Source organism: Xanthobacter sp. SG618 (assembly GCF_012932745.1).
GTDB classification, from domain to species: Bacteria; Pseudomonadota; Alphaproteobacteria; order Rhizobiales; family Xanthobacteraceae; genus Xanthobacter; species Xanthobacter flavus.
The window spans coordinates 62,377-82,193 of sequence record NZ_JABBHL010000010.1 but is presented as its reverse complement, the minus strand read 5'-3'; the positions used below and the strand labels follow the sequence as shown (position 1 = coordinate 82,193).

The following is a 19,817-nucleotide window of genomic DNA, read 5'->3' as shown; positions in this document are numbered from 1 at the left end:
CAGCCGCGCCGCATCCGTGTTGCCCGGGCACGCCAGCGCCGCCGCCCGCACCGCCGAATGCCCCTTGCCAGCGGGCCGGTTTGCCTGCGTTCATGCGGCCACGCTTGGCCGGATCAACGGCGTGGCGACAGGGGGATCGTTCATGGACTTCAGACCCGCGCAATCAGCCTTCACCCATCCCCTTGCGAGGATCGCCCTTGGCGTTGCGGCGGCCCTCGCTCTATCGGCGCCCGTCCGTGCCGCGGAAAACCTCGACAGCTATCTGGAAGGCGTGCGCGCCAAATACGGCCTGCCGGCGTTGGCCGCCGCCGTCACCCGCTCGGGCGAGATCGTCGCATCGGGGGCCGTGGGCAAGCGCGCGCTCGGCCTCGACGTGCCAGTAACGGTGGAGGACCGCTTCCATCTCGGCTCCGACACCAAGGCCTTCACCGCCACCGTCGCTGGCACGCTGGTGGATGAAGGCAAGATCAAGTGGACCAGCACGCTCGGCGAGGTGCTGGGCGGCAAGGTGAAGGACATGGACCCGAAGCTGGCGGCGGTGACACTGGAGCAGCTTCTCTCCCACACCAGCGGCATCCCTTCCGACACGCCGGAGATCGTCGGCATCTACTTCAATGCGGTCGGCTTCGAGATGACCCCCACCCAGCTGCGCCTCGACGCGCTGGAGCGGTGGAAGAAGCACGCCCCGGAGGTGCCCAAGACCGGCTCGCCGTTCCAGTATTCCAACCTCGGCTACACCTTCGCCGGCGCCATGCTGGAAGAAGTTTCCGGCAAGCCGTGGGAGCGCCTGGTGGAAGAGCGCATCTATGCGCCGCTCGGCCTGAAGAGCGCCGGCTTCGGCCCACAGGCCACCTTCGGCAAGTATGACGCCCCCATCGGCCACATGCTCGACGACAAGGGCAACGCCACGCCCATGGCCTGGGGGCCCTCGGCGGATATTCCACCCGTGGTCGGCCCGGCCGGCATCGGCCACATGTCGGTGCTGGACTTCGCCCGCTGGGGCGACTGGAACGCCGGCCAGGGCAAGCGCGGCCCGCACATTGTCTCGCCGGAGACGCTGGCCGTCATCCACAAGCCCCACGTCACCACCCCGCCGTTCAAGGACCCGCCCCCCGGCACCCCCTCCACCGGCGATTACGCCTTCGGCTGGGGCGTGGTGAAGCTCGACTGGACGAAGACGCCGGTGCTCACCCACAACGGCTCCAACAGCATGAACTTCGCCAAGATCCTGGTGGAGCCGGTGAGCGACATGTCGGTGGAGGCGGTCACCAACTATCCCGGCCAGAAGGCCGAGGCCGCCACCACCGAAGTGCTGAAGCACCTCTACGGGCAATTCGCCCCGAAGTGAGGGCATGGGGCGCCCCGTTCCCCGGACAAGCGACGGCGCAGCCGGAGCGCTGATCCGGGGTCCAGAGCAGGGCTCCCACGCAGCGTCACCGCCCGGCTTGTCCAGGCGATCCACGGTTGGGCCGTGTCGATCTTTCGGTCATTGCTCGTGCGGCTCGGTGGATCGCCCGGCTCATCCGGGCGATGACAAGCGGATGGGATTGTGCCGGACCCGCTGACGCTGCACGCGGCCGGGACGGGAGAACCCCGCCCCCTACCTCCCCTTCCCCTTGATCTCGATCAACGCTCTTCAGCCGGCTAAGGCCCATGTTTTCACGCGGTTTTTCAGCCGCGGATGGCGCGCGCCTCGGCGCCGAAGGAGCACAGCATGGCCAGCACCGACGACCTCCCGCACGCGGCCGGCACCGACGCCATTCCCGCCGAGATGGAGCGCTCGCTGGCCGAGGAGCGCCAGCTGGCGGCGCAGGAGGCGGAACTGTCCGCCGTCACCGCCTTGTCGGCTTCCCTGGAAGCGGCCCAGCCCACCACGGCGGCGGGCGTGGACGACGTGAAGGCCGGCATCGCCGCCATCCTCGCCGGCGCCTCGCCCGACGACGCCGTGCGGCTGCGCAAGTCGCTCGGCATGCCCAAGCCCACCGGCCAGCCGCGCGTGACCAGCGACGAGCTTTCCGACGACTGGCGCACCGGCGGCTATCCCTTCAAGTACAAGATGCTGCGGCGGGACTACGAGCAGCAGAAGTTCATCCTCCAGACCGAGCTTCTCAAGCTGCAGTCCTGGGTGAAGGATTCCCGCCAACGCGTCATCATCCTGTTCGAGGGGCGCGACGCCGCCGGCAAGGGCGGCGCCATCAAGCGCTTCATGGAGCACCTCAACCCTCGCGGCGCGCGGGTGGTGGCGCTGGAGAAGCCGAGCGAGGTGGAGCGCGGCCAGTGGTATTTCCAGCGCTATGTGGAGCACCTGCCCACCACCGGCGAGATCGTGATGTTCGACCGCTCCTGGTACAACCGGGCGGGCGTCGAGCGGGTGATGGGCTTCTGCACGGAGGACGAATATCGCGAGTTCCTGCGCCAGGCGCCGGAATTCGAGCGCAACCTCGTGCGCAGCGGCATCCACCTCATCAAGTTCTGGTTCTCGGTGAGCCAAGACGAACAACGCCGCCGCTTCAAGGAGCGCAAGGTGCATCCGCTGAAGCAGTGGAAGCTCTCGCCCGTCGATCTCGCCTCCCTCGACAAGTGGGACGACTACACCCGCGCCAAGGAAGCCATGTTCTTCCACACCGACACGGCGGATTCGCCCTGGACGGTCATCAAGTCCGACGACAAGAAGCGCGCCCGCATCAATGCCATGCGCTACGTGCTGCATTCCCTGCCCTACAAGGACAAGGACCAGAAGCGCATCGGCCCGGTGGAGGCCCTGCTGGTGGGCCGGGCCAACACCGTGCACGAGCGCGGCGAATATGTGATGGGCGGGCGGTAGGCCGCCGCAACGTCACCCCGGCGTGCTGCGAAGCGCGGCCGCGCGGGTCGCGCCACGGCATGTCCCCGGTGGTGTCGGAATGACTTGTCTCGCCGGCGCCATCGACGTTATGTCCTGTTGAGGCGAAGTATTTTTCGCGCCACGACAGGGGCGTCAGCCTGAGGCATGGATAACACCGCGCGTTCCGAACGCACGAAGGCCGCCGTCATCCAGGCGGCCCTCGCCATCATCGCCCGCGACGGCGCCGGCCGCCTCACCCTCGATGCCATCGCCAAGGAGAGCGGCGTCAGCAAGGGCGGGCTGCTGCACCAGTTCACCAACAAGCGCGCGGTACTCGCGGCCCTGCTGGAGTATCAGGCGGACTATTACACCAGGTTCGCCGAGGCCTTCGTGGAGGCGCAGGGCGCCGACTATGCGGAGCCGGCCCTCGCCGCGCAGATCGCCGTGTTTCGCGAGGTGGTCAAGGGCTCGAACTCCATCGCCTTCGCCATCCTCGCGGTGGCCGCGCAGGAGCCGACCTTCATGAGCCCGGTGCGCGTGCGCGACGAGGAGACCGTCGCGCTCATCCTCAAGCAGGCGAGAAACCCGGCGCGCTCCCTCAGTCGCCTGTTCTCCGCGCGCGGCCTCGCCTTGTCGGCCATGCTGGGCACCTGCCCGCTGGGCGACGCCGAGCGCGAACAGATGTTCGACTACCTGCTCGACGACCGAAACTGGCCAGCCGACCCCGCCGCGCCCGCGCCCGCCGCAAAGCCCCGGCGCTCCCGTCGCCCCCCCTCCTGATCTCGCGCAGGCGGCATCCCCACACCGGCGCCAGCCGCGACGCCATCCTCGAGCACCGCCGCTATAGATCCCGATACCGGGCCGAAAATATTTGCGATTAAAACCGTCCAGACGGTTTGTTATCGGGCCAATCTGAGCTAGACTGGAAGGGTGATTGCAGCCCGCTCGCCGGGGCCGCTGACCGGCATCGGACCCTGAATCGATGCGGTGGCCTCCCTGAGCAGCAAAGCTGCCCCTCCTCCGCCGGCGTGGCCGCAAACTTGGCCGGTGGGGACATGAGCTGCGGGCGGTATTGCCGCCCCCTTGCGCCGCCCGCAGCTCTCCCTCTCCCCTCCCATCGTGCGCGCCGCTGCTCGCCTTCCTTCGACCTGTACACAGAACACGCCGCCGCCCCGCACCCGGGCGCGCGGCGCACTCTGGTTTCAGGTATCGGCTGTCGACCGGGACCACGCGCCTTCCCGCGCAGGCGGCTCGCGTTTTGTCGAAATGTGGAGTAGAAATAAGATATCCACATCTCACAGATGCGGAATAGGACGGTGTCCCTGCGCCGTCCGTTGCGTCGCGTTGGGACCGAAGAGCGAAGACAAGATGAGCCTGACCCATCTCCAGCGCCTCGAGGCGGAGAGCATCCACATCATGCGCGAGGTCGTCGCCGAGGCCGAGCGCCCGGTGATGCTCTATTCGGTGGGCAAGGATTCAGCGGTGATGCTGCATCTCGCCAAGAAGGCCTTCTTTCCCTCCCCGCCGCCCTTCCCGCTGCTCCATGTGGACACCACCTGGAAGTTCCGCGCCATGTACGAGCTGCGCGATCAGGCCGCGCGCGACGCCGGCATGGACCTTCTCGTCCACCAGAACCCAGACGCGCTGGAAAAGGGCATCAACCCGTTCGACCACGGCCCGCTCCACACCGACATGTGGAAGACGGAAGGCCTGAAGCAGGCGCTGGACAAGTGGGGCTTCGACGCGGCCTTCGGCGGCGCCCGCCGCGACGAGGAGAAGAGCCGCGCCAAGGAGCGCGTCTTTTCCTTCCGCTCGGCCAACCACCGTTGGGACCCCAAGAACCAGCGGCCGGAGCTCTGGCACCTCTACAACGCTCGCAAGAACAAGGGGGAGAGCATGCGCGTCTTCCCCATCTCCAACTGGACCGAGCTGGACATCTGGCAATACATCCACCTCGAAGGCATCCGCATCGTGCCGCTCTATTTCGCCGCCCCGCGCCCCACCGTGGAGCGCGACGGCCTGATCCTGATGGTGGATGACGACCGCTTCCCGCTGCGCCCCGGCGAACAGCCGCAGATGCGCTCCGTGCGCTTCCGCACGCTGGGCTGCTACCCGCTCACCGGCGCGGTGGAGAGCACGGCCGACACCCTGCCCCAGGTGATCCAGGAAATGCTGCTCACCACCACCTCCGAGCGACAGGGCCGCGCGATTGACAAAGATGCCGGCGGCGCCGGCATGGAGAAGAAGAAGCAGGAGGGGTATTTCTGATGAGCGCGCCCCTCGATCCCGTCTACAAGACCGACGCCCTCATCGCCGATGACATCGACAAGTATCTCGACGTGCACCAGCACAAGACCATGCTGCGCTTCATCACCTGCGGCAGCGTGGACGACGGCAAGTCCACCCTCATCGGGCGGCTGCTTTATGATTCCAAGATGATCTTCGAGGATCAGCTCGCCGCGCTGGAGGCCGATTCCAAGAAGGTCGGCACCCAGGGGCAGGAGCTGGACTTCGCGCTGCTGGTGGACGGCCTCGCCGCCGAGCGCGAGCAGGGCATCACCATCGATGTGGCCTACCGCTTCTTCGCCACCGAGAAGCGGAAATTCATCGTCGCCGACACCCCCGGCCACGAGCAATACACGCGCAACATGGTGACGGGCGCCTCCACCGCCGACCTCGCGGTGATCCTGGTGGACGCGCGCAAGGGCGTGCTCACCCAGACGCGGCGGCATTCCTACCTCGCCCACCTCATCGGCATCCGCAACATCGTGCTGGCCGTGAACAAGATGGACCTCGTGGGCTACAACCGCGAGGTGTTTGAGAAAATCGTGGCGGACTACCGAGCGTTCGCCACCTCCATCGGCATCACCGATTTCGTCGCCTTGCCCATCTCCGGCTTCAAGGGCGACAACATCACCACCCTCTCCCCCAACACGCCGTGGCATGCCGGCCCGACGCTGATGGAGCATCTGGAGACGGTGGAGATCGACGCCGCCCATGATGCGGCAAAGCCCTTCCGCATGGCCGTGCAGTGGGTGAACCGGCCCAATCTCGATTTCCGCGGCTTCGCCGGCCTCATCTCCACCGGCACGGTGAAGCCGGGCGATGCCATCCGCGTGCTGCCCTCGGGCAAGACCAGCACCGTCGCGCGCATCGTGACGCTGGACGGCGACCTCAAGGAGGCCGTGGCCGGCCAGTCCGTTACCCTGTGCCTCGCGGACGAGATCGACTGCTCGCGCGGCGACGTGATCGCGGCGGCGGAGGCCCCCGTGCAGGCGGCCGACCAGTTCGAGGCGGTGATCGTGTGGATGGACGAGCAGCCCATGCTGCCCGGCCGCCCCTACTGGCTGAAGCTCGGCACCCAGACGGTGTCCGCCACCGTGACCGAGCCCAAGTACCAGGTGAACGTCAACAACATGGACCACCTGGCGGCGAAGACGCTGGAGCTGAACGCCATCGGTTCCTGCAACATCGCCACCGACCGGCGCATCCCGTTCGAGCCCTATGGGGAGAACCGCGAGCTGGGCGGCTTCATCCTCATCGACAAGATGACGAATGCCACCGTCGGCGCGGGCATGATCCACTTCGCGCTCAGGCGGTCGGACAACGTCCACTGGCAGGCCACCGACATCTCCCGCGAGCACCATGCGGCGCTGAAGAACCAGAAGCCGGCGGTGGTCTGGCTCACGGGTCTCTCGGGTGCGGGCAAGTCCACCATCGCCAATCTGGTGGAGAAGAAGCTCGCCCGGATGAACCGGCACACCTTCCTGCTGGACGGCGACAATGTGCGCCACGGCCTCAACAAGGACCTCGGCTTCACCGCCGCCGACCGGGTGGAGAACATCCGCCGCGTGGGCGAGGTGGCGAAGCTGATGACCGATGCCGGCCTCATCGTCATCACCGCCTTCATCAGCCCGTTCCGCGCCGAGCGGGACATGGTGCGCGGCATGATGCAGCCGGGCGAGTTCTTCGAGGTGTTCATCGACACGCCGCTGGCCGAGGCCGAGCGGCGCGACGTGAAGGGCCTCTACAAGAAGGCCCGCGCCGGCCAGCTCAAGAACTTCACCGGCATCGACAGCCCCTACGAGGCCCCCGCCGCCCCCGAGCTGCGCGTGGACACCACCGCCATGGATGCGGAGGACGCCGCCGAGGCCATCGTGCGGATGCTGGTGCCCTGAGGGGGGCTCCCCTCTCCCGCACCGCGCGTCATCCCCCGGCTCGTCCGGGGGATCCACCCATCCGCTCGCGCGATGGTCAGGAGTCCCGTGCCAGACCAACCGTGGATCGCCCGGACGAGCCGGGCGATGACATCGGAGGTAGAGTGCGATCCACCTTCTCCCGCGAGGGGAGAAGGGACGAGCGACGCTCGCCTGTCCGCATGACCGCATGGCCGGCTTGAGCCCCCGCCCCTTTCGCACCGCAGCAGGATGGATTAAGCCCCCCGGGAAAGCGCGCGACCTTGCGCGCAACCTCTCCAACGCCCCGGGTGCCCCTGTCCCATGATCCGCCTCGACAACATCAGCAAGCAGAACGGCCGGCAGCTCGTCTTCATCGAGGCGTCGGCGGCGCTGCTGAAGGGGGAGAAGGTGGGTCTCGTCGGCCCCAACGGCGCCGGCAAGACCACGTTGTTCCGCATGATGACCGGGCAGGAGACGCCGGATGAGGGCCAGGTCTCCGCCGATCGCGGCATCACCATCGGCTATTTCAGCCAGGACGTGGGCGAGATGTCTGGCCGCTCCGCCCTCGCCGAGGTGATGGACGGCGCCGGCCCGGTCAGCGTCGTCGCGGCCGAGCTGAAGGAGATCGAGGCGGCGCTGGGCGATCCCGACCGCATGGACGAGATGGATGCGCTGGTGGAGCGCTACGGTGAGGTGCAGGGCCGCTTCGAGGAACTGGGCGGCTACGCGCTGGAGGGCCGCGCGGCGGAGGTTCTCGCCGGCCTCGGCTTCACCCAGGAGATGATGGACGGCGACGTGGGCAAGCTCTCCGGCGGCTGGAAGATGCGCGTGGCCCTCGCCCGCATCCTCCTCATGCGCCCGGACGTGATGCTGCTGGACGAACCCTCCAACCATCTCGACATCGAGAGCCTGATCTGGCTGGAGAGCTTCCTGAAGGGCTTCGACGGCGCGCTGATGATGACGTCGCACGACCGCGCCTTCATGAACCGCATCGTCAACAAGATCGTCGAGATCGACGCCGGCAGCCTCAACACCTATTCCGGCGACTACGAGTTCTACGCCGGCCAGCGGGCGATGAACGAGAAGCAGCAGCAGGCGCAGTACGAGCGCCAGCAGGCCATGCTGGCCAAGGAGATTGCTTTCATCGAGCGCTTCAAGGCCCGCGCCTCCCACGCCGCGCAGGTGCAGAGCCGGGTGAAGAAGCTGGAGAAGATCGACCGGGTGGAGCCGCCCCGCCGGCGCGAGGCAGTGGCCTTCGAGTTCGCCCCCGCCCCCCGCTCCGGCGAGGACGTGGCGAGCCTCAAGGGCGTCCACAAGCGCTATGGCAGCAAGGTCATCTATGAGGGGCTGGATTTCCACATCCGCCGCCGCGAGCGCTGGTGCGTCATGGGCGTCAACGGCGCCGGCAAGTCCACTTTGCTCAAGCTCATCGCCGGTGCCGCCACGCCGGACGACGGCACGGTGAATGTCGGCGGCAGCGTGAAGATGGGCTATTTCGCCCAGCACGCCATGGACCTCCTGGAGGGCGAGCGCACCGTATTCGAGACGCTGGAGGACGCCTTCCCGCAGGCCGGACAGGGCGCCCTGCGCACGCTCGCCGGCTGCTTCGGCTTCTCCGGCGACGACGCGGAAAAGCGCTGCCGCGTGCTCTCGGGCGGCGAGAAGGCGCGGCTCGTGATGGCCAAGATGCTGTTCGACCCGCCGAACTTCCTCGTGCTCGACGAGCCCACCAACCATCTCGACATGACCACCAAGGAGATGCTGGTGGAGGCGCTGGCGAACTACGAGGGAACGATGCTGTTCGTCTCGCATGACCGCCACTTCCTGGCCGCCCTCTCCAACCGGGTGCTGGAGCTGACGGAAGACGGCATCCACCAGTACAATGGCGGCTACACGGAATATGTCGCCCGCACGGGGCAGGAAGCGCCGGGCCTGCGCAACTGAGCGCTGGCACCCGCTTAGCGCGCGGCCCTGGCGGGCCGTGGCACGCTCACAGCGCCCGCTCGCCCGCCTCCATGGCCTCGATCAGCGCGGGCACCACGGTGGCGCGCATGCGGCGGCCGTAGAACAGGCCGAAATGGCCGGCGCCCGCCACGCTGACATGACGGCGAAGGGCGTCCGGGACGGCGCGGCACAGATCGTGGGCGGCTTGCGTCTGGCCGGGGGCGGAAATGTCGTCGTCGGTGCCCTCGATGGTGAGCAGCGCGCTGCGAAAGGCCTCCGCCCGCACCGCGTGGCCGCCGATCTCCAGCCTGCCATGGGCGAGGGCGTTGTCGCGGAAGATGGTGGAGACGTTCTCCATGAAGAATTCCGCCGGCACGTCCATCATGGTCCAGCACAGCCGGGAAAGCGGGAAGCGCAGCGGGTCGTCGCCGTCGTCGAACAAGAGGCGCATGGGCAGCTCGCCGCCGGTGATGGACTGCCGCCAGAGGTAGAGGGCGAAGGTGTCGATCTGCCGCCAGGCCGGGAACACGCGGCGCCCGGCGCCGGGCAGGCCCTGCGGCACCTCCTCCATCACCTGCGCCTCGAGCGATTCCAGAGAGCGCTCCTGCAGCATCTTCCACAGGCGGGTGGGATTGCGGGCGGGGTCCATGGGGCCGCCCACGAGGCTCAGGCTCGCCACCGGCAGGCCCTCGTCCGCCAAGAGGCAGGCGGCGGCAAAGGCAGGCAGCGCCCCCTGGCACACGCCCACCACATGCACGGGTCCCGCTACCGCCAGCGCGCGGGCCATCTGCGCCGCCTCCAGGCAGTTCTCGGCGAAGCCGAAGCGTCCGGCATCGAGCGGCAGATAGCGCGCATTGGGCCATTCGGTGATGCCGACCCGGCCGGCGCCCGGCAGCAGCGCGGCGAGAAGATCGCGCATGAGGAAGGGATAGCCGCCGGCGATGGGCGCCACCACCAGCACGCTGCGGGCGGGCGAATCCGGGCGCGAGAACAGCCGCAGCCGGCCGAAGGGAAGGCTGGCCGGAACCTCGTCGCGCACCGTGCCGCTCGCCAGCCCGAACGCGCGATAGGCGTCCTCGGTCGCGCAGGGGAGCGTGTCGGCCGCTGCGGGACGGAAGGGACGCAGATCGTCAAGCCACATGGGGCGCGGTCCGTCCTTTGCGGTCCGGGTGGGGGCGACGGCCCATCATAGCCGAACGCCCCCGGCGCACCATGCCCGCGCGGGCGGAATCTTAAGCCGGCTTCAGAGCGACGCGGCGGCGCGCGCGGCCTGGTCGTAATGGCCGGAAAGGGTGCGCAACAGCGCCGCCATCTCGGAGAGCCGGGCCGGATCGATGCCGGTGGCGGCGACAGCATCGGCCAGCAGCGCCTCGCGCACCTCGCGATAGCGCGCGCAGACGGCGCGGCCGGTCTCGCTGGCGGAGAGCGTCTTCTCCTTGCCGCGGCGGCCGCCTTCCACGAGGCCGAGGCCCTGCAGCTTCTTGGCCGCATAGGTCACGAGGTGGGTGTCCTCCACGTCGAGCACGAGGCAGAGGTCGGCGATGGTCTTCGGACGGTCGCGATGGACCACGTGGTGCAGGATCAGCACGTCGAGGGCCGAAAGGTCCGGCACGCCAGCCGCCGCCATGCAGCGCACCATCCAGCGGCCATAGGCGTGGGTGAGCATGTTGAGCCCGAACTCGAACTCGGACAGCGCCGGCAGCGCCCCGTCCGCGAGATGGGCGGAGGAGACGATGGAGGGGCCGGCCTTGCGGCGGGCGCCCTCGAGCGCCTTCGGGGGGGTGTCCTTGGTCACGGGATCGATCCTGTGGGGCGGCCGGGGAGAGACACCCTCCCCGGCCGCGGGGTCACGTCGGGCTCACTTCTTGTAGGCAGCGATGATCTCCTGGCCCGCCGGGCCGGCCTTGGCGAGCCACGCCTCGGTGAGGGTGCCGCCGATCTTCTCGAAGCCGGCCTTCAGCTCGGGCGAGGGCGGGGCCACCGTCATGCCCTTGGAGGCGAGGATGTCCATGTAGGCCTTGGTCTTCTCCTCGGAGAGCTTCCAGCCGCGGGCCTCGGCGTCGGCGGCGGCCTTCAGCACCGCTTCCTGGGTGGGCTTGTCGAGGGCGTCGAACGCCGCCTGATTCACGAAGATGACGTTCTTCGGCAGCCAGGCCTGGATGTCGTAGAAATAGGGAATGCTCTCCCAGATCTTCACGTCATTGCCGGTGGCGCTGGAGGTGATGAGGGCGTTGACAACGCCGGTGGCGAGCGCCTGCGCCAGCTCGGCCTGCTGCACGGTGACGGACTGGGCGCCTACCGCCTCGCCGATGCGCGAGGTGCCGGCATTGTAGGCCCGCCACTTGGCGCCCTTCAGGTCTTCCACCTTGGCGACGGCATTCTTGGAGAACAGGCCCTGCGGCGGCCACGGCACCGCATAAAGCAGCTTGATGCCCTGGGCGGCGAGCTTCTTCTCCACCGCCGGGCGGGAGGCATCCCACAGCTTCTTGGAGGCGCCGTAGGAGGTGGCGAGGAAGGGCACCACGTCCACGCCGAAGATCGGGTCCTCGTTCTCATGGATGGAGATGAGCACCTCGCCCGCCTGCACCTGCCCGGTGGCGACGGCGCGCTTGATCTCGGGCGCCTTGAACAGGACGGCGTTGGGCTGGAGCGTCACGGCGAGCTTGCCGCCGCTGGCCGCCTCCACGTCCTTGGCGAACTGGGCGAGGTTCTCGGTGTGGAAATTGTCCGCCGGATAGGCCGAGGCGAGGTTCCACTTGGTCTGCGCGGCGGCAGGCGCGGTGCTCGCCAAAGCGGCGATGCCGGCGGCGAGGAGCGCGGGAGCAAGCGTGCGGAAAGGCGCCATGTCTTGATCTCTCTCTGGTTCGTGGGAAGGTCTCGAACGCGTCTCTCAGCCGCCCGGAAACACCCAGCGCGGCAGCACGAGGGCAATCTCCGGAAACGTCGTGATGATGATGACCGCGATGTTGAGAAGAATGAAGAAGGGAAACGCCGCCTTCGCCACCGAGAAGGTATCGCGCCCGCTCATGTTCTGCAGCACGAACAGGTTGAAGCCCACCGGCGGGGTGATCTGCGCCATCTCCACGTGGATCACGAGATAGACGCCGAACCACACCAAGTCGAAGCCCGCCTGCTTCACCATGGGCAGCACGATGACCGCGGTGAGCACGATCATGGAGATGCCGTCCACGAGGCAGCCGAGGATGATGTACATCACGGTCAGCGCCAGGGCGAGCTTGCCGGGGGTGAGGTTCAGCCCCTGCACCCACTCCGCCAGAGCGACGGGAATGCCCGTATAGGCCATGGCCGCGGTGGTGAAGGCGGCGCCGGCGATGATGAGCATGATCATGCAGCTGAGCCGCGTGGCGCTCATCACGCTTTCAATCAGCGTCTTCCATGTGAGCGTGCCGCTCCACCACGCCAGTGCCAGCGCGCCGGTGACGCCCCATGCGGCGCATTCAGTGGCGGTGGCGATGCCGAGCACCAGCGACAGGAACACCGCCGCGATGAGCAGGAGGCAGGGCACCAGTTTGGCCGACTGCCGGAGCTTCTCGGCGAACGGCATGTGCGGGTCGCGCGGCGGCGTGCGGCCGGGATTGAGCAGCGACCACAGCATGATGTAGCCCGAATAGAGCCCCATCACGAGAAGGCCCGGCAGGAAACCCGCCAGAAAGACCTGCAGCACGGAGACGTTGGCCGTCACCGCGTAGACCACCATGGGGATCGACGGCGGGATGAGCAGGCCAAGCGTGCCGGAGCCCGCCAGCGAGCCGAGGCTCATGCCCTTGTCGTAGCCGCGCTTGTCCAACTCCGGCAAGGCGATCTTGCCGATGGTGGCGCAAGTGGCGGCCGAGGAGCCGGACACCGCCGCGAAGATGCCGCAGCCGATCACGTTCACATGCAGCAGCCGGCCCGGGAGCCATTGCAGCCATGGGGCGAGGCCCCGGAACATCTCCTCCGACAATCGGGTTCGGAACAGGATTTCGCCCATCCAGATGAAGAGCGGAAGGGCGGCGAGGGTCCACGAGGCGCTGGCGCTCCACACCGTGGTGGCGAGCACCTGGCCGATGGGCACCGGCGTGGTCAGCACCATGGCCAGCAGCCCGACGAGGCCGAGGCCGAGGGCGATCCACACGCCGGAGGCGAGGATCGCGATGAGGAACACGAGGAGGACCAGCGAGAGCTGGATGAGATCGAGGTGGGGCATGCTCAGACGCCTCCCCCCGACGCGATGCGGTCGACCAGCTCATCGGGCGAGGAGACCGGCTCCTTCTCGTAGCGGGGGCGGTTGCCGCACGCCACGTTCACGAGTTCGTCCGTCATGGCGATGAGCAGGATGGCGAGGCCGCCGGCATAGCCCAGCTGGGGGAACCACAGCGGAACGGCGACGACGCCCTGCGACATGTCATTGAAGCGCCAGGAATCAAAGGCGAGGCGACCGGCATTCCAGGTGAAATAGGCGAGGAAGGCGACGCCCACCGTGAGCGAGAACAGTTCCAGCGCCTGCCGCCGCCGCCCGGTGAGCCGCTCCAGCACGAGGCCCACGCGGATCATCTCGCCATAGCGGAAGGTGTGGGCGAGGCCGAGAAAGGCCATGGCGGCCATGGACCATGCGGCGAAGTCGTCGCCGGAGGGAATGTTGATGCCGAACTGCCGGCCCACCGACAGACCCATCATCAACGCGAAGATGAGCACCAGAAAACCGGCCGCAGCGACGCCGGACGCGAAATAAAGGCCATCGAGCAGCTTGCGGATCATCGCGACACCCCCGGGGTGTGCGCCGGGGCCAGGGCGCAGGTCCGCGCGGCCCCCGTTCGGTGACGGAATTCTTCGCTGGTCATCGGAACCCCTCTGGAGACCGGCACCCTTGTTCTGCCGGCCAAGAAGAACCGGTCTATCGGGCGCTCTTGGAAGGATGTTCTCCTGCCTTCTATATTTCGTCAACAAATTGTTGACGTTTTATCGCCCCCGTGACTTCCTTATTCGCAGGCGGGGCGAGAGTGCTTCGCGGGCGCGCCCTTGCTGCGCCCGAACTGGGGAGCAGGAAGCCTGCCAACCCCGCCAGCCACCATCCAGACGGGAAACGGGGCCGATGTCGAGCGACGATGTGAAGACGAGCGCAGCCGCTGAAACCGACGCCGCGGCGCCCCCCTCTCCGTCCGCCGCCACACCCTCGCCCGCCCCTTGGGAATTCTGGATCGACCGGGGCGGCACCTTCACCGATATCGTCGGCCGCAAGCCGGATGGCAGCCTCGTCGCCCACAAGGTGCTGTCGGAAAATCCGGAGGCCTATCGCGACGCCGCGGTGCACGGCATCCGCGAACTGCTCGGCCTCCCCGCCGGCGCCGCGATCCCGCCGGGGCTCGTTTCTGCCGTGAAGATGGGCACCACGGTCGCCACCAATGCCCTTCTGGAGCGCAAGGGCGACCGCACCCTGCTCGTCACCACCCGTGGCTTCAAGGATGCGCTCAGGATCGGCTATCAGGCCCGGCCGAAGATCTTCGCCAAGAAGATCGTGCTGCCGGACATGCTGTTCGAGAGCGTGCTGGAAGTGGACGAGCGGGTGCGCGCCGACGGCACCGTGGAGGCCGCCCCCGACCTTGCCACCGTGCGTGCCGCTCTGGAGCAGGCGAAGGCGGACGGCATCGCCGCCGTCGCCATCGTCTTCATGCACGGCTATCGCTTCCCCGAGCATGAGCAGCAGGTGGCGACGTTGGCGCGGGAGATCGGCTTCCCGCAGGTCTCCGTCTCCCACGAGGTCTCGCCCCTCATCAAGCTGGTGGGGCGCGGCGACACCACGGTGGCCGACGCCTATCTCTCCCCCATCCTGCGCCGCTATGTGCGGCAGGTGGCGGAGGAACTGTCCGGCGGGCGCGAGGGCGAGGGCCAAGCTGCGAGCGAAGCCATCCGCCTGATGTTCATGATGTCCTCGGGCGGCCTCACCGCCGCCGACCTGTTCCAGGGCAAGGACGCCCTGCTTTCGGGACCTGCCGGCGGCGTGGTGGGCGCGGCGGAGACCGGGGCGCTGGCGGGCTTCGACCGCATCATCGGCTTCGACATGGGCGGCACCTCCACCGATGTCTGCCACTATGACGGGGAGCTGGAGACCGCCTTCGACACGGAGGTGGCGGGCGTGCGCATCCGCGCGCCCATGATGCGCATCCACACGGTGGCGGCGGGCGGCGGCTCCATCCTGCATTATGACGGCGCGCGCTTCCGCGTCGGCCCGGATTCTGCCGGCGCCAATCCCGGCCCCGCCTGCTATCGCCGCGGCGGGCCGCTGGCCGTCACCGACGCCAACGTGATGCTGGGCAAGCTGATCCCCGACTACTTCCCGAAGATCTTCGGCCCCGCCCAGGACCAGCCGCTGGACGCCGAGGTGGTGCGCCGGAAGTTCTCGGCGCTGGCCGAGGAGATCGGCGGCGGCCGCTCCCCCGAGGAGGTGGCGGACGGCTTCGTCACCATCGCGGTGGAGAACATGGCCAATGCCATCAAGAAGATCTCGGTGGAGCGCGGCTATGACGTGACCCGCTACGCCCTGAACTGCTTCGGCGGCGCCGGCGGCCAGCACGCCTGCCTCGTCGCCGACGCGCTGGGCATGACCAAGGTGCTGCTGCACCCCTTCTCCGGCCTCCTCTCCGCCTATGGCATGGGCCTCGCCTCGGTCCGTGCCCAGCGCACCCGCGCGGTGGGCGAGGAGATGACCACAACCCTCATTCCCGGTCTGGTTGAACTCAAGGCCGAACTGGCAGCGGCCACCCAGGCCGAGCTGGCCACGCAGGGCATCCGGACTGACTCGATCCTGACAGAGGCGAAAGCCCACCTGAGATATGGTGGAACCGATACTGCACTGCCGGTTCAACTCACCGACATCGCGGCGATGACCGCCGAGTTCGAGACCAAGCACCGGGCCCAGTTCGGCTTCGTCTCGCCGGAAAAAACCATTGTAGTGGAAGCGCTTGAAGTGATTTCGGCGGGCGGCGGCGCCGGCATCGCCGAGCCGGACCTTCCACTGAATGCCGGTACCCCTTTTAATACCTCCCAAACCCGCTTTTTCGCCCGCGGCGCATGGCATGACGCGCCCGTGGTGAAGCGGGAAAACTTCAAGCCCGGCATGGGCTTGCAAGGCCCGGCCATCGTCATCGAACCGAACCAGACGGTGGTGGTGGAGAAGGGCTGGCGGGCGGAAGTCTCGCCCAAGAACCACCTGATCCTCACCCGGACGGAAAAACTTCAACGCTCAGAAGCAGTTGGCACCCATGCCGACCCGGTGATGCTGGAGGTCTTCAACAACCTCTTCATGTCCATCGCCGAGCAGATGGGGGTCACCCTCCAGAACACCGCCTACTCGGTCAACATCAAGGAAAGACTGGACTTTTCCTGCGCAGTCTTCTCCGCGGAGGGCGATCTCGTCGCCAACGCGCCGCACATGCCGGTCCATCTCGGCTCCATGGACCGCTCGGTGGAAACCGTCATCCGCGAAAACGCCGGCGACATCCACCCCGGCGATGTATTCGCCCTCAACGCGCCCTACAATGGCGGGACGCATCTGCCTGATATTACAGTGGTAACGCCTGTTTTCGACGACGCCGGAAAGGCCATCCTGTTCTGGGTCGCCTCCCGCGGACACCATGCGGACGTGGGCGGCGTCGCCCCCGGTTCCATGAGCCCGCTGGCCACCCATATCGAGGAAGAAGGCGTCTATATCGACAACTTCAAGCTGGTCTCGGAAGGCACCTTCCGTGAGGCGGAGCTGCGCCATCTCCTGACCTCCGCGCGCTATCCGGCCCGCAATCCCGTGCAGAATATCGCGGACCTCAAGGCGCAGATCGCCGCCAACGAGAAGGGCGTGCGCGAACTTCTGAAGATGATCGACACGTTCGGCCTCGATGTGGTGCAGGCCTATATGGGTCATGTGCAGGACAATGCGGCCGAAAGTGTCCGCCGTGTTCTGGGTCGTCTTGACGACTGCTCCTTCCATTATGAGATGGACCAGGGCACCGTCATCAAGGTCAAGATCTCGGTGGACAAGGAGAAACGTGAGGCGACGGTGGATTTCACCGGCACCTCGCCCCAGCAGCCCACCAATTTCAACGCCCCGGCCCCCGTGACCCGCGCCGCGGTGCTCTATGTGTTCCGCGTGATGGTGGAGGACGAGATCCCCATGAATGCGGGCTGCCTGCGCCCCATCCGCATCGTGGTGCCGGAAGGGTGCATGCTGTCGCCGGTCTATCCGGCTGCGGTCGTGGCAGGAAATGTCGAGACTTCGCAGGCGGTTACCAACTGCCTGTTCGGCGCGCTGAAGGCCATGTCCGCCTCTCAGGGCACCATGAACAACCTCACCTTCGGCAACGACATCTACCAGTATTACGAGACCATCTGCTCCGGCTCCCCCGCCGGCCCCGGCTTTGACGGGACGGATGGCGTGCATGTGCACATGACCAATTCCCGCCTCACCGATCCGGAGGTGCTGGAGACGCGCTTTCCCGTGCTGCTGGAAGATTTCCACATCCGTCCCGGCTCCGGCGGGCGGGGGCGTTGGCATGCGGGATCAGGGACTTACCGGCGCATCCGCTTCCTTGAGACGATGGACTGCGCCCTCCTCTCCTCCCACCGCCGCATCCATCCCTTCGGCGTGGACGGTGGCGAGAAAGGCCAGTTGGGAGAAGGGTTTGTGCGCCGCCTGGATGGCTCCATCGAGGTCCTTCAGGGCTGCGACCAGAAGGTATTGGAGGCGGGTGAGGCGGTCATAATCGTCACCCCGACGGGGGGCGGATATGGCGACGCGAAGCTGAGAAAACGGTAACCAGGCCCTCCCGCAGCCAACAAAAAAGGCGCCCGACGGGCGCCTTTCTGCTGCGGTGCGGCAAAATGTCAGTAGGCGAGCGCGCCCACCTTTTCCACCTGGATGGCGTCGCCGACGCGGACGATGCGCAGCGAGGTGCCGTCGCGGCCGACCGGGCCGGGGAGGGAGACGATCTGCTCGTCGCCGGGCTGCTGGAGCACGGTGGACACGCGAACCACGGCCGGCGCGGCACCGGGCTCGCCGGCGGCGTCGAGGGTGGTCACCACCTGGTAGCCCTTGGTATTGCGAACAAAATAGGTGACGGCGGAAGCCTTGCCACCCAGATTGGTCACGATGGCCTGACGCTCGGCGGGGAGAGTCTCACCGGCGAAGGCAGGGGCGGCCGCGATCACAGAGGTCGCGGAAAGGAGGCCGGCAACGCCGGCGAGGAGGATGTTCTTCATGTCAGCCTCGCTGCGCTCCGTGCGGCCCGCGGCCAAGATCTCGGTGCGCTTTAGCTGTGGTGCACCATAGCGGACTTGCTGCGATGCAGCACGCATATTTTCCGCATTCCAGAAATGCATTCCACGCAAATCTCCACCTACCTTGATACCCACTCAACCCGGCGGGCCGAACAAGAGGCGGAGGCGGGCTCTGACTCCCCTGCTGACACCCCACTGCCGGTACATGTCCACCCAGGTATTCGAGACGATTCGGATGGGGTTCAGGCTCGATTCCACACCGGCCACGCCGAACACCAGCGGCTCGCCCCTCGGCGCCTCGGCGAAAGTGCCGAACATCCGGTCGAAGATGATCAGTACGCCGCCGAAATTGCGGTCGAGCACCGCGCTGTTGGCCGCATGGTGCACCTGATGATGGCGGGGCGTGTTCAGCACCCATTCCAGCGGCCCGAGATGGGGCGGTGCGGCGAGGTGGAGGAAGAACTGGTAGACGAGGCTCGCCCCCAGCATGCCGAACACCGCGAGCGGCGGGAAGCCGATCAGCACCAGCGGCAGGTAGAACACGAACCCGCCGGTGAGATGCCCGCCCCAGCCGAGCCGTACCGCCGCCGAGAGGTTGAGGCGGGTGGCAGAGTGATGGACGGCATGAGTCGCCCACAGCCAGCGCACCTTGTGCATGGCGAAGTGGTGGACATAGTAGCTCAGCTCCACCCCGAGGAAGAGGGCGATCCAGGCTAGGGCACCGCTCATGGGGATGTCGAACAGCCGGTGGCCGGAGACGAAGATGACGGGCGCCGCGACGATCCCCACGGTGAACGCTTCAATCACCCTGTGGCCGACGGCGATGGCGAGGGAGGCGGCGGTCTCCCTGGGATCGTAGCTGTCGTGATGGTTGAGCCTGTGAAACAGGTATTCCACCAGCATCAGGGCCAGCGCGATCAGCGCGAAGGCGAGCGGATGGGGCACGGCGGTGCCGCTGGCGAGAATGCCGAACATAGCGATGGTCCCGTGTGGAGCCCCCCGCCCCGCTACCTGAACGATGAAAGAAATCAGCCGGGCCGCGGCTAGGGGCGGCTTGCCGCGACCCGGCTTTCCGGGCCTTGCGGCCCGGAACCGAGACCTGGGGTCAGTAGCGGCTCACCGTGCCCGAACGGCTCACGCTGTTGCCGGCCGGGCCGGTGCTGGAGCCCTGGTAGGAATAGGTGCCGGGAGAGGTGCGGGTAACGCTGCCGGTATGGGAAGCCGCGCCGCCGGCGGGGCCGGTGACGGTGGAGGCGCGGCTGCAGGTGCCGCCCGCGCAGCCGCCGGCACCCGAACTGTTGTAGGTGCCGCGCGGCGTGGTGGTGCTGCCGGTCCGTGTCCAGGCGGCCGCTTCGCAGATGCCCGAGAGCATCGTGAAGCCGGCGACGGTGATGATGGCGGCGGAACGGGAGAAGGGGATCAGGCTGGGCATCTCGGGTCTCACTCAGGCGCCATCCCGGAGGGCATGGCCGGTTGCGATGGTGAGAGCTTCACGGATGCCCGTTGCATCGCGTTTGCCTGCCGGTGAGGTGCTGTAACGTTTTGTATCCTCGACACGGCCGCGCATTGATGGCGTGCTCCCGTCCGGCGAAACTCGCCCCGTC

General features: G+C 67.4%; 15 protein-coding genes. 7 read left to right on the top strand and 8 right to left on the bottom strand.

Going from position 1 to position 19,817, the window contains the following annotated elements:
• The first annotated feature begins 142 nt into the window (after positions 1-142).
• The 6 genes from FHT36_RS22240 (at position 143) to FHT36_RS22215 (ending at position 8,946) form a co-directional block, all read left to right on the top strand.
• Positions 143-1,348: a serine hydrolase gene (locus FHT36_RS22240; RefSeq protein WP_169124653.1), complete on the top strand. Its 1,206-nt coding sequence runs from the start codon at positions 143-145 to the stop codon at positions 1,346-1,348.
• A 366-nt stretch (positions 1,349-1,714) separates the two neighbouring features.
• Positions 1,715-2,824 carry a polyphosphate kinase 2 gene (gene ppk2 / locus FHT36_RS22235; protein ID WP_246702383.1) on the top strand — a complete coding sequence of 370 codons (1,110 nt, stop codon included), beginning with the start codon at positions 1,715-1,717 and terminating at the stop codon, positions 2,822-2,824.
• A gap of 165 nt (positions 2,825-2,989) precedes the next feature.
• Positions 2,990-3,604, top strand: a complete 615-nt coding sequence (locus tag FHT36_RS22230; protein WP_169124651.1) for a TetR/AcrR family transcriptional regulator — start codon at positions 2,990-2,992, stop codon at positions 3,602-3,604.
• Positions 3,605-4,192: 588 nt separating this feature from the next.
• On the top strand, positions 4,193-5,092 hold the full coding sequence (gene cysD, locus FHT36_RS22225) for a sulfate adenylyltransferase subunit CysD (protein WP_169124650.1): 900 nt from the start codon (positions 4,193-4,195) through the stop codon (positions 5,090-5,092).
• Entirely contained in the window at positions 5,092-7,002 is a 1,911-nt protein-coding gene (gene cysN / locus FHT36_RS22220; protein WP_169124649.1) for a sulfate adenylyltransferase subunit CysN, read from the top strand. The genes cysD and cysN overlap by 1 nt, the downstream gene beginning before the upstream one ends.
• Positions 7,003-7,323: 321 nt before the next feature.
• Positions 7,324-8,946, top strand: a complete 1,623-nt coding sequence (locus FHT36_RS22215) for an ABC-F family ATP-binding cassette domain-containing protein (protein WP_169124648.1) — start codon at positions 7,324-7,326, stop codon at positions 8,944-8,946.
• A gap of 46 nt (positions 8,947-8,992) precedes the next feature.
• Here FHT36_RS22215 and FHT36_RS22210 read toward each other — a convergent pair whose 3' ends face one another.
• From FHT36_RS22210 to FHT36_RS22190, 5 genes are all read right to left on the bottom strand, one after another.
• Positions 8,993-10,087: a hypothetical protein gene (locus tag FHT36_RS22210; protein ID WP_169124647.1), complete on the bottom strand. Its 1,095-nt coding sequence runs from the start codon at positions 10,085-10,087 to the stop codon at positions 8,993-8,995.
• Between the two features lie 102 nt (positions 10,088-10,189).
• A complete protein-coding gene (locus FHT36_RS22205) occupies positions 10,190-10,741 on the bottom strand; it encodes a winged helix DNA-binding protein (protein ID WP_169124646.1) in 552 nt (183 codons plus the stop codon).
• 63 nt (positions 10,742-10,804) lie between these two features.
• Positions 10,805-11,791 (bottom strand): TRAP transporter substrate-binding protein, encoded by a 987-nt coding sequence (locus tag FHT36_RS22200; protein ID WP_169124645.1) that lies wholly within the window; start codon positions 11,789-11,791, stop codon positions 10,805-10,807.
• 45 nt (positions 11,792-11,836) lie between these two features.
• Positions 11,837-13,153, bottom strand: coding sequence for a TRAP transporter large permease (locus tag FHT36_RS22195; protein ID WP_169124644.1), 1,317 nt, complete (start codon positions 13,151-13,153; stop codon positions 11,837-11,839).
• Positions 13,154-13,155: 2 nt separating this feature from the next.
• Entirely contained in the window at positions 13,156-13,704 is a 549-nt protein-coding gene (locus tag FHT36_RS22190; RefSeq protein ID WP_169124643.1) for a TRAP transporter small permease, read from the bottom strand.
• A 334-nt stretch (positions 13,705-14,038) separates the two neighbouring features.
• On the opposite strand from FHT36_RS22190, the gene FHT36_RS22185 reads away from it, so the two are divergent.
• Entirely contained in the window at positions 14,039-17,752 is a 3,714-nt protein-coding gene (locus FHT36_RS22185; RefSeq protein WP_169124642.1) for a hydantoinase B/oxoprolinase family protein, read from the top strand.
• A 68-nt stretch (positions 17,753-17,820) separates the two neighbouring features.
• Here FHT36_RS22185 and FHT36_RS22180 read toward each other — a convergent pair whose 3' ends face one another.
• The 3 genes from FHT36_RS22180 to FHT36_RS22170 form a co-directional block, all read right to left on the bottom strand.
• A complete protein-coding gene (locus tag FHT36_RS22180; protein WP_024280968.1) occupies positions 17,821-18,195 on the bottom strand; it encodes a hypothetical protein in 375 nt (124 codons plus the stop codon).
• A 153-nt stretch (positions 18,196-18,348) separates the two neighbouring features.
• A complete protein-coding gene (locus tag FHT36_RS22175) occupies positions 18,349-19,188 on the bottom strand; it encodes a sterol desaturase family protein (RefSeq protein ID WP_169124641.1) in 840 nt (279 codons plus the stop codon).
• A 130-nt stretch (positions 19,189-19,318) separates the two neighbouring features.
• A complete protein-coding gene (locus FHT36_RS22170; protein WP_169124640.1) occupies positions 19,319-19,645 on the bottom strand; it encodes a hypothetical protein in 327 nt (108 codons plus the stop codon).
• Between the last annotated feature and the right edge of the window lie 172 nt (positions 19,646-19,817).